9 protein-coding genes are annotated in these 11,643 nt (G+C 47.4%); all 9 read right to left on the bottom strand.

Annotated elements, in window-relative coordinates; all coding sequences use genetic code 11:
* Positions 1-358 precede the first annotated feature (358 nt).
* Complete coding sequence (locus ACRRU2_RS27915) at positions 359-1,096, bottom strand: LutC/YkgG family protein (RefSeq protein ID WP_432506671.1); 738 nt, start codon at positions 1,094-1,096, stop codon at positions 359-361.
* On the bottom strand, positions 1,089-2,642 hold the full coding sequence (locus tag ACRRU2_RS27920) for a LutB/LldF family L-lactate oxidation iron-sulfur protein (protein WP_331701638.1): 1,554 nt from the start codon (positions 2,640-2,642) through the stop codon (positions 1,089-1,091). Before ACRRU2_RS27920 ends, ACRRU2_RS27915 begins: the two co-directional genes overlap by 8 nt.
* Complete coding sequence (locus tag ACRRU2_RS27925; protein WP_331701639.1) at positions 2,639-3,367, bottom strand: (Fe-S)-binding protein; 729 nt, start codon at positions 3,365-3,367, stop codon at positions 2,639-2,641. The genes ACRRU2_RS27920 and ACRRU2_RS27925 overlap by 4 nt, the downstream gene beginning before the upstream one ends.
* Before the next feature lie 93 nt (positions 3,368-3,460).
* Positions 3,461-4,219: a DeoR/GlpR family DNA-binding transcription regulator gene (locus tag ACRRU2_RS27930; protein ID WP_432506674.1), complete on the bottom strand. Its 759-nt coding sequence runs from the start codon at positions 4,217-4,219 to the stop codon at positions 3,461-3,463.
* Positions 4,220-4,290: 71 nt separating this feature from the next.
* The gene (locus ACRRU2_RS27935) at positions 4,291-5,763 is read right to left on the bottom strand and encodes a rhamnulokinase (RefSeq protein WP_432506676.1); all 1,473 of its coding nucleotides are present in this window, start codon (positions 5,761-5,763) and stop codon (positions 4,291-4,293) included.
* Positions 5,760-6,980: an L-rhamnose isomerase gene (gene rhaI / locus ACRRU2_RS27940; RefSeq protein WP_432506678.1), complete on the bottom strand. Its 1,221-nt coding sequence runs from the start codon at positions 6,978-6,980 to the stop codon at positions 5,760-5,762. The genes ACRRU2_RS27935 and rhaI overlap by 4 nt, the downstream gene beginning before the upstream one ends.
* Positions 6,981-7,003: 23 nt before the next feature.
* Positions 7,004-7,381 carry a sensory rhodopsin transducer gene (locus ACRRU2_RS27945; protein ID WP_432506680.1) on the bottom strand — a complete coding sequence of 126 codons (378 nt, stop codon included), beginning with the start codon at positions 7,379-7,381 and terminating at the stop codon, positions 7,004-7,006.
* A gap of 72 nt (positions 7,382-7,453) precedes the next feature.
* A complete protein-coding gene (locus tag ACRRU2_RS27950) occupies positions 7,454-9,523 on the bottom strand; it encodes a bifunctional aldolase/short-chain dehydrogenase (RefSeq protein ID WP_432506682.1) in 2,070 nt (689 codons plus the stop codon).
* 400 nt (positions 9,524-9,923) lie between these two features.
* Positions 9,924-11,273, bottom strand: coding sequence for an Nramp family divalent metal transporter (locus tag ACRRU2_RS27955; RefSeq protein ID WP_432506684.1), 1,350 nt, complete (start codon positions 11,271-11,273; stop codon positions 9,924-9,926).
* Between the last annotated feature and the right edge of the window lie 370 nt (positions 11,274-11,643).

Below are 11,643 nucleotides of genomic sequence, written 5' to 3' on the forward strand. Positions count from 1 at the left end.
CAGTTAAATCCGCAGCACTAACGGTTCTCAGGAGGGTGTCGATTAATTGTTAATAGGGCAATAAGCAATTGAAAGAATGCTACTACGATCAAGTTTGGGATTCCGACCGCTGTCTAGTCCATTTTTTTGATGAAATAACCCCTGTAAAGGATAAAATTGGCCTACAAAGGCGGACACTGCCGCTTCTCCATTCCCCATCTTGCACTTCGTTCCCCCTTTCTTTTTGCTTGCAAACGTCGCCCACAATGAATCGCCACCCTCGCCAGAAGCATTCTTTAGCAAAAATCACCTCAAAAAGCCCGCTGTCTATAAGTCCTTACGACTGATGGTCAGCGAGCCTCTTGTCTATTCATTTAATTTAACCTACCAACAATGCATACACGACACCCGGACCATGCACGCCAATCGTCAAATCATTCTCAATATCGGAGGATCGGCTTGGGCCAGAAATAAAATGTATACCTGCAGGCAAAGCCTCACGCCCAGCCTGATCAAACCCGCCCAGCACCTCACCCAGTCTCGTATGCAAGCGGTCAACCGGAATAATAAAGAACATAACTGTTGGCAGCAAGCTTACTGAGCGACCTTTGTTATTAGCCGACAACACTGTAATCGAGCCAGTATAAGCTACAGCATGATCCGCCATCACGATGCCGATATCAGCCTGTGCCGCCTCTGCCATCCAGGCATGCTCTTCATCCGTGTTCCATGCTTTCAGCTCGGCTTCTGGAAGACGTCGCTTCAGCTCTTCCTCCAGCTCCAGCGCCGCAAGCTCCGACTCATTCTGACGAACGATATATTTGGCGCCTAGCTCCACTGTCTTGTTAACGATAAAAGCCTTAGCTTCTTCCATGGAAGCAAGCCTCGCCGTATGGCCGCCAACGGACTGAAAGTTATCGATAAATTGTGCTTCCTTCTCCTCCTGCGACCAATTAAATGCCTGCCAGAAGTCAGGCGCGCCACGATAAGGCTGAACAGGCTTCTCCGTCATGCGCGGATGTCTAAGCTTTGCTGCAATATCCTTCATAAACCGCTCCTGCTTCGCCTTAGACTGCTCCGCCAGCCTTGCCAGCCACTGCTCATGCGTCTCACTCATCTGCGCCATCCCCCTTGCCAGACTTTTTACTATTCAACGCGCTATTCCGCCCCTCCGCACGCCCACGAACAAGCGCCTCCATCCGCTGACGCGCCGCGTCATCGAGCTCGCGCAGCTCAGTCTTCAACTCCTGATCTAGCGTTTGCCATCGGTCACGGAAAGATTTCTTAGGCAAGCTTGGCGTGACACGATAGCTGTTCCAGCCTTTAAGCGGTCCAAGCTTCGTACGGATATATCCGTCGCGGACGACAAGCTTTTGCCCAAGCTTGCCTAGCCGGACAAGTCCGCCAAATTTGCCCGAGCTGCCCATCACCGCAGCAAAGCCCTGCATGCCAAGCGATTCCAGCTTATTGCCATGACCGCCTTCTACCTTGCGTCTGCGCAGGTAGACAAGCATATCATGCAGCGGTATTTTTACAGGGCACGCCTCATAGCAGGCGCCACATAAGCTCGAAGCACCAGCTATATCATCCCACTCCGCTACATTGCTATTAAGCGAAGGCGTCAGCACTGCGCCTATCGGCCCGCTGTAGGTGCTGCCATAAGCATGACCGCCAATATGACGGTATACTGGGCAAGCGTTCAAGCAAGCGCCGCAGCGAATACAGTTGAGCAGCTCCTGAAATTCAGGGTCGCCCAGCTGCAGGGAACGTCCATTATCAACAATAATAATGTGCATCTCTTCAGGTCCATCCGCATCTCCATTGCGACGCGGACCTGTAATGCCGGACATATACATCGTCAGCTTCTGTCCGGTTGCCGAGCGCGGCAGAAGCGTAGCCATAACCTCCAAATCAGACCAGGAAGGAATAATCCGCTCCATGCCCATCAACGTAATTTGCGTCTTCGGCACCGTACTGACCATCCGCGCATTGCCTTCATTTTCAAACAGGACCATAGAGCCCGTCTCGGCGATCGCAAAGTTGCAGCCCGTCATGCCGATATCCGCTTCAAGAAACTTTTCGCGCAGCTTTTTGCGCACAAAGCCGGCAAGCGCCGTCGTATCCGGCGGCAGCTCATAACCTGCTTCCTTCGACAGCAGTTCAGCTATTTGATAGCGATTTTTGTGAATGGCCGGAATAACGATATGCGAGGGCATCTCGCCAGCAAGCTGAATAATATATTCGCCCAAATCGGTTTCTATCGCCTCAACACCGATCGTTTCGAGCGCCTGGTTCAAATGCAGCTCTTCTGTAACCATCGACTTCGATTTTACAACGGACTTGGCTTCAGCATGCTTGGCAATATCCAAAGCAATTGCAACAGCCTCCTGTCCAGTCGAAGCAAAATGAATATGAACGCCATTAGCTCTTGCATTATCAACGAATAAGTTCAAATAATAATCTAAATGAGCAATCGTATGAAGACGGATTTGTCTCCCCTGCTCGCGCCAAAGCTCCCAATTGCCATGCTCCTCAGAAGCTTTCTTCTTGCCATTGCGAAGCCGCTCTGTTGTAAAGCGCACAGCCTTGCGCAAAAATTCGTCATGAAGGGCAAGCTCTGCCCGCTCCTTCACGGACTTCTTCATAGCCTGTTGTCCGCTCATGCTTGCTTCACCCCTTCGTACAGCAGCTCAGCCAGATGCATCACTCGCACCGGCTTATTCCGATAATGCAGATTGCCCGCAATATTCATTAAGCAAGCCATATCAAGTCCTACCAGCACCTCTGCTTCGCTTTCCAGCACATGATCCGCCTTTTCTGTAACCATTGCTCCGGAAATATGTGCCATCTTTACAGCAAAAGTACCGCCAAAGCCGCAGCAGTCCTCAGCAAACGGAAGCGGCACGAATTCCAGTCCCGACACATTTTCGAGCAGCAGCATCGGTTCGTCCTTTACACCAAGTATCCGGCTGCCATGACAAGATGGATGGTAAGTTACTTTATGCGGAAAGCTCGCTCCAAGATCGGTAACCCCAAGCACCTGTACAAGAAATTGCGTAAATTCATAAGACTTTTCCTTCAATTTTGTAACACGCTCCAGCATAACTGGATCATTCTCAAACAGCTTCGGATAATGATGGATCATACCTGTACATGAGCCGGAAGGAGCAATTACAAAGTCACTATCTTCGAACGCATCGACAATAGTACGAGCCGATTCGCGCGCCTCCTTCCAATAGCCGCTATTAAAGGCAGGCTGTCCGCAGCAGGTTTGCACAGTAGGGAATTGCAGCTTGATGCCATGTCTGGCAAGCAGCCTTGCCATCGCTTCTCCTACCTTCGGAAACATAGCATCACTTATACATGTAATAAATAAAGATACCTTCATCGTCATCCCCCTAGCCATAAAATAGCAACAGCCTAATCGAAGCTAGGCGCTGCGCTTCTTTTGGGGAAGCCAGCGCCTATTATGCGAGGACCGTTAAACTATAGTTACTTCTATATTACGCTCTTGCAATCTCTCACGTATACTGGATTCCAAAGCTTTATCCGTAATAATTCGATCTATATCTGCCAAATCAGCTACATGTGTAAACGCCTGCACGCCAAACTTGCTAGAGTCCGCCAGCAAAACAATCTCATCTGCCATGCCAATCATCCGATACTTGATTCGAGCTTGAAGCTCATTAGATTCACTAACGCCTCGATCCAAATGAACACCTTTGCATGAGAAAAAAACTTTATCTACATGATAGGCATCAAGTGAACGTTCTGCTAGCGGACCTACGTAAGATAATGAACGAGAAGCTAGAATCCCTCCAGTAGAAATTACCTCTATCTTCTCTTTTCCACTAAGCTCCAACGCTACCTTAATAGAATTCGTAAGGACGGTAAGCGGAATATCCGGCATTGATGCTGCCATATACCACGCTGTTGAGCTGGCATCAAGCAATATCCGGTCCTGCGGCTTAATTAGCTTCACAGCTGCTTCCGCAATTCTTCGCTTTTCATCGGCATAAGCGACTTCTCTCTCGAAGAAAGGTGTTTCCGGCTGCTGATCCTTTACGCTGACAGCACCGCCATGAGAACGGCGCAGTCTGCCAACCTGCTCCAAACGGTCCAAATCACGGCGTATCGTCTCCTCCGTCACCTGACAAAGCTCACTGAGCTCTGTGACGCGTATGCTCCCTCTCTCATTTACAAGCTGCACGATGTAGTCATAGCGTTCAGCAACCAACATTCCATTTCCTCATTTCACACATTAGTCCTCATAGCCGCTGCGCAGTAATGAGTATATTACGTACATGTTCACTATTTAATGTTCGTTTTCATTTTATACTGTTTGTACGCATTATTCCAGCTTTCGGCATCCTGAGCCTCATACTGGACAATTGGGAATGAATCGCGAATAACACGTCTTGCCTCCCAAACATCCTTAAGCTCGCCAGAGGCAATCCACTGTACAGCCATATTTCCGATGGCGCTGCCTTCAACCGGACCTGCCCATACACGCTTGCCTAGTGCATTTGCTGTCCACTGACATAACAATGTATTTTGAATGCCGCCGCCAACCATATGCAGCCCCTCATACACAGCCTCTGTCAATCGTTCAATCTGCTCGAAAGCCTGGCGATATTTAAAAGCGAGACTTTCCAGAATTGCTCTCACATAGCTGCCTACATCGCCAGGATGCGATTGTCCGGTACGATCCAGATACAAGCGAATCTGTGCAGGCATATCCCCAGGATGCAAAAACAGATCGTCGTCTACATCTATAAAATGAGCGAATGGCTCAGCTTGCTCTGCCAGCTGAACTAGCTCCGGGAACGAATAAGCTTTGCCTTCTCTCTCCCACGCGCGCCTGCTTTCCTGCAAAATCCAAAGACCCATTATATTTTTGAGCAGCCTAAAGGTGCCATATGCGCCGCCCTCATTCGTGAAGTTCAAGCTTTGCGACATTTCATTAATAACAGGCTCCTGCACTTCTGTCCCGATTAGCGACCAAGTACCGCAGCTTAAATACGCAAAAGAGCGTTCAGTAGAAGGAACAGCAACGACTGCTGAGCCGGTATCATGCTCTGCAACGGCGATCACAGGTACAGTGTCAATGCCAAGCTCATCACACACCTCATCACTAAGCTTGCCTGCTTGTGTGCCAGGCTGTACAACCTCGCCCAGCAGCTCACGATCAATCCCAATTGTTTGCAGCAGCAGGTCATCCCAATCCATTGTTTTCGGATTAAAGATTTGCGTAGTTGAAGCGTGTGAAAATTCATTATACATCTCATTGGTCAAAAAATAACGGAGCAGCGACGGGAATAACAATATATGCTTGCCGCCAATTAGCTGCTGTGAATGATTCCGATTCAAGGAAGCGAGCTGATACAACGTATTGATCGGCATAAATTGAATGCCCGTACGTTCAAAGATCGTATCAGCAGACAGCTCTTCAATAAGCTGCTCCATCATGCCAGTTGTATGAGTATCGCGATAATGATATGGATTGCCAAGCAACTCGCCTGCTTCGTTAATAACGCCAAAATCAACTCCCCAGGTGTCAATACCAATGCTGCCAAGCTCGATGCCTTGGTTTTTTGCTTTCAGCAAGCCCTGCTTCAGTTCGTGCAGCAAACGCAATACGTCCCAGTGCAGCCGTTTGCCAACTAGAACGGGATCATTGGAGAAGCGGTGAAGCTCCTCCAGCTCAATCCGTCCATCAACTAAACGTCCAAGCACTGCCCTGCCGCTGCTTGCGCCAAGATCGAATGCAAGAACATGGGTCACCAGCTCGCACCACCCTTGCCTCTCACCAGGATGTCTTTTCCATAGCTGCTTGATAGATAAGCCTGCATCGGATCGACAGGCAAGCCTTGCTCCTCGCGGATGGCATGAAGAAGCGGCATAACGTCAAACTCAAATGCACGTCGGACAGCGTGCTCTGCTGCAAGTACATCATGGCGATCAGCAGCTTCTGCTACTTCCTTGTGATCTATAAGAAGCGCCTTAGCAAATTGCGTCTGAACATTAAGTACAGAGCGCATCATGGCTGGAATTTTCTGTTCGATATTATGAGATTGGTCAATCATATAAGCGATGTTGGACACATTTTCACGTATAGCCGCATCCTCGTCATTAGCCGCATCAAGAATTTGATAGAAGATTAAAAATAGCTCGTATGGATTAACTGTTCCGACAATTAGATCATCATCCGCATACTTGCGGCTGTTGAAATGGAAGCCGCCAAGACGCTTCTCGTCAAGCAAATAGGCTACGATATGCTCGATGTTAGCTCCTTGAAAATGATGCCCGGTATCTACTAGAACTTCAGCTTGCGGTCCGAGCTTTTGCGCTAGATTGTAAGCCATGCCCCAGTCCGCAAGGTCCGTATGATAAAACGCTGGCTCAAAGCATTTGTATTCAATAAGCATGCGCATTTTCGGCGTAAGCGCCTTATACATTTCAGTCAAAGCTTCCTGCATCCAAGCTTTGCGCTTGCGGATATGTCCTTGACCTGGATAGTTTGTACCATCCGCAAACCACAGACTAATATCGCGTGAGCCTGTTTCCTTGGCAATATCGACGCACTCTAGCAAATGATCGGTAGCTTTACGACGTACCGCTGCATCTGCATGAGTTACGCTACCGAGCATGTACTCATCTTCCTGGAACAGATTCGGATTAATCGCGCCGATAGAAAGACCTAGACCTTCAGCATGGCTTCTCAGCTTGCCAAAGTCCTCCACCTTATCCCAAGGAATATGAATAGCAACGGAAGGAGCAAGTCCTGTCAGGGCATGCACCTGTGCGGCATCCTCAAACTTCTCGAATGGATTGCGAGGCACGCCTTCTTTTTGAAATACTTTAAATCTTGTACCGGAATCACCATATCCCCATGAAGGAGTTTCAATCTTCAATGCCTTGAGACGCTCTTTTACTACATTCAAATCGATTCCTCTAGCCTTCTGCTGCTCTTCGAATAATGCATATGCGCGATCGGACATGGGTAACGCCCTCCTAATAAAATTTATGATTGCTTAATCGGATAAGCTATGGTCGACATTAGTGTATTTTCAGCCTGGGTCGAATCCAATCTGCTGTATTGCACAATAACAGGGATACTGCTCATTACTTCAATTGCATATGGAATGCCTGCCGGGATCGATACGCCATCTTTTGCGAGCGTGCTTGTGCGAATATGATACGCTCTTCTGCCAGGAACAACTGCAGAAATATTGTCAATCGGCTCGTGATCCTCGAAGAAAATCGTTATTGAAAGCTCAGCATCCACAGATGAGCGATTAAGCACGCATATTGATTCATGACTTATAAGCTCGCCAGAGCTTTTGGGCGGAATATAGCCATCCGGTATATACCAAATTTTCTCGCCATATGCCTCGAACATCCAGCATCCCCCTTTTATAGAATCATGTTTAAGCAAATGAGATTTACAGGCAAAAATCGTACGTTTCCGCTATTAACGGGTGAACGCTGCCGGTACGCCGCCGTCAACAGTCAGCATGCAGCCGGTTGTTTTTGCCGATCTGGAAGAAGCAAAGAACGCGATGCCTTCCGCGATATCACGCGGATAAATATTCACTAGCAAAGTAGTACGCTTGCGATAGTATTCTTCCAGCTGATCCGGCTCAATGCCATACGCCGCCGCGCGCTCATTGCGCCAGCTGCCGTTCCAAATCGCAGAGCCTTGCAAAATAGCGTCAGGCAAAACCGTATTGACGCGAATGCCGAATTCGCCGCCTTCTGCTGCAATACAGCGTGCCAAATGCGCTTCAAGCGCTTTAACAGAGCTGTAAGCTGTCGCGTTTTTGCCGGCATAAACCGAATTTTTAGAGCCGATAAATACCATATTTCCGCCTACACCTTGCGTTTTCATAATTTTAAATGCTTCACGAGCTACTAGGAAGTAGCCGGTTCCAAGCACGTTCATATTCAAGTTCCATTCCTTCAAGGACGTCTCGTCAAATGGGCTGGAAGTAGCAAGGCCTGCATTATTTACAATAATATCAACGCCGCCGTAAGCGAGCGCCGTTTCTGCATAAGCTGCGGCTACCATTTCCTCGCTAGTTACGTCCATTTTGACGGCCAAAGCTCTGTTTGCACCGTACTTCTCATTAATTTCGGCAGCGACACGCTCAGCACCTTCTAAATTCAGATCCGCAAGTACGACATGCGCGCCTTCGGAAACGAGACGTCTTGCCGTTTCGCTGCCAATACCGCCGGCTCCGCCAGTAATAAAGGCTACTTTACGAGAAAATTCAGCTTCAGCTGGGGCAAGAGAAAGCTTGTAAAGCTCAAGCGGCCAATATTCTACGTTAAACGACTCATTCTCGCTAAGCGATACGAAATCACCAAGCGCTGTAGCCCCGCGCATTACAGCAATCGCACGGTGGAACAAAGCGCCGCTTACTTGCGACATCGCCCAGCTCTTGCCTGTATTGATCATGCCTACACCCGGAATCAGGATAACGCGGGGTGCAGCCTCAAACATAACGTCGCCTTCGTTTTTATTGCGTTCAAAATATTGCTTGTATTGCTCTTTATAGGCTGCAACACCTTCAACAAGCTTCTGCTTCAAGCCTTCTACATCGTCTGCATTCGGAGTCCAGTCGATAAACAAAGGCACAACCTTTGTATGCACCAAATGGTCAGGGCAAGCTGCGCCAACCTGAGACAGCTTGGCAGAATCTTTGCCGCCCACAAAGGCAAGCACATCCGCTTCATCATCAAATGACAATATCATCAGCTTCTCATCGCTTACAGCACCGCGAATCGTAGGCATAACTGCCGCTGCGATGCTGCGGCGGACTTCCGCTGCCAGCGCTTCATGCTTCACGCCGCCGTATACATTGTCCGCTTGTACGCGAGCTTCAATGAAAGCTTCAGCTTCGTTAATGATTTTGATCGTTTGAGCGTAGCATGCCTCAGAGGTTTCGCCCCAGGTTACAAGGCCATGCTTCTCCATTAATACTAGCTCAGCGTTTGGATTAGCCAATACGCCTTCTGCAATCATTTTGGAAAGCGTAAAGCCAGGACGGACGTAAGGCACCCATACAAAGCGGTCGCCAAAAATTTGTTTGGCAAGCTCTTTGCCGTTATGCGCGCAGCACAGGCTGATAATCGCATCAGGATGGGTATGGTCAACATGCTTGAACGGCAAAAAAGCATGCAGCAGCGTTTCAATAGAAGCACGCGGATGCTTGGCATCGATCATGCAATTAGCCAAATAAGCAACCATATCCTCATCTGACATTTCATTCCGTTCAAACAGCGGACGAATATCGTCCATACGCAATCCTGTGAAATTGCCTGCTTTCATCGTTGCAAGGTCAGAGCCGCTGCCCTTTACATACATCACTTCTATATCGCGGCCGCGGAAATCCTTCACGATTGTTTTGCTGGACGTATTGCCGCCTCCGTAATTGCACACGCGGCGATCCTCGCCGATAATGTTGGAGCGATAGACAAGCTCCTCCAAGCCACCCTGCAAATTAGCTGCTTTCGCATTGTCCCATAAAGGTTGTACCATAGATAGTTCCTCCAAATATCATTTTTGTTCATGCATCATTGCACAAGAAAACCAGGTCCTTTCCCCTTAGTTTTTCTTGTTTTTGTATTTGTTTATCTGTAATTATCCCCAGTATATCATCTTTGTTTATGTTTGAATACCATCTAAACAAAAATAATCGGACATCATTAATAGGAAACAAATAAAAACAAACTACCTGAGTAATGGCAAAACGAACAAGCATCAACGGCTCCGCCGTCCTTTCGACAGATGCGATTACCGATAAAATACAAGAATGGATATAAGGTTACCAAAACTTATACTTTCTTACATTTAAAAAAGAGCCGTATAAGATCATTGATCTTACACAGCTCTCAAAACGTTTAGTATTCTATGAATCGCCAGCTTTCTTCAAGAAAGGCTAACCTAACTCTCGACCTGTCATAATAATATACGCGATTAAAAAAATGTTTAGAGCAATAATGACGCAGGTTGCCGTCCAAGCCGTTATTTTAATCCACGTTCGATTGGCGAAAATGCCCATTTTTCTTTTGTCGCTTGTAAACAGTACTAGAGGCACTACGGCAAATGGCAGCTGCAGGCTGAGTATAACCTGGCTCCATAATAACAATTCACCCGTCCCTTTTGATCCGGAAATCCATGTTACTACAAATGCCGGCACGACAGCAATGAGTCTTGTAATCAAGCGGCGCAATATAGGAGATATCCTCATGCGTATAAAGCCTTCCATTACAATTTGGCCAGTCAGCGTACCGGTTATCGTCGAATTTTGCCCAGATGCGAGCAAAGCAACTGCAAACAATGTGCCCGCAATGCTTACCCCCAAAGTTGGGCTTAGCAGCTCGTAAGCTGCTTCAATTTCTGAAACCTCAAGCCCTGTTCCGTAAAAAGCAGCAGCGCCTAGTATCAATATAGCAGAGTTAATTACGAATGCAAAAAATAATGAAACATTTGAATCAATAAAGGAATACTTCAGCGCTTCCTTCCGGCCTTCCGTTGTCCGCTTATATTGCCGGGTTTGAACGATAGACGAGTGCAAATATAAATTATGAGGCATAACAGTTGCGCCTAGAATACCTAGTGAAATAAATAGCATCTCTGGGTCGGTCACTATTTCATAGCTTGGAACATACCCGCCGAACAAAGCAGATAGTTCTGGTTTGGATATTATAACTTCAAATGCAAATACAAACAGAATTGTCGCCATCAGCACGATAACAATCGATTCGATCCAGCGGAACCCTTTGCGCTGAAGCAGCAGCAAAAGCAGCACATCCAGCACTGTTATAGCGATGCCGAGCAGCAAGGGAATGCCGAATAGCAGGTTGAGGGCAATGGCAGATCCGATTACTTCAGCCAAATCCGTCGCAATAATTGCAAGCTCTGTTAAAATCCATAAAAAGGTCGCTGTCTTTTTCCCAACAGCGTCGCGTGTAGCCTGTGCCAAATCTTTGCCGGTCACGATGCCCAGCTTCGCAGATAATGCTTGCAGCAGCATCGCAATTACATTGGAAATTAGAATGACTGATAAAAGCGTATAGCCAAAACGCGCTCCTCCTGCAATTGAGGTAGCCCAATTTCCCGGATCGACATAGCCTACAGCGACAAGCGAGCCCGGTCCGGCAAAAGCTAGCAATTTGCGCCAAAACCCCGCATTGGCAGGTATTTTAACGGTATTATTAACCTCTTCCAAGCTAATATTATTACTGTTCCGCAGCCATCCGTTATGATTCGTTTGATCTTTTTTCATGTCCATAGCTTTTGCATCTTCTACACAAATTATGAAGCCGTTTATTTTAACGGTGATTTGTTGATCATATTTTGCGCTATCACAAATAAGATCGCCCTCCTCCTTAGCCAGGAGAGGCGATCTTATTATCAAACTAAATTGAGTTTGGTAGGCAGTTGAAAAACACTTTTATAGCGAAAATATGCCCAACAAAAGCAGTTTGGAGCAAGTGCCGACCGGTGTTTTCTATATGATTTTTCGTAAACAATTGTTGTGTTTTTGGACGTTTCTGCGTATTCTATATGAAATTTCATATATATTTAACCGTTTTGAGGTGGCAGATGCCTATTCTGTATGCTTTTTCATATACAATCGTGCTTTTTGAGGCATT

Source organism: Paenibacillus sp. GXUN7292, from assembly GCF_050864975.1.
Classification (GTDB): Bacteria; Bacillota; Bacilli; order Paenibacillales; family Paenibacillaceae; genus Pristimantibacillus.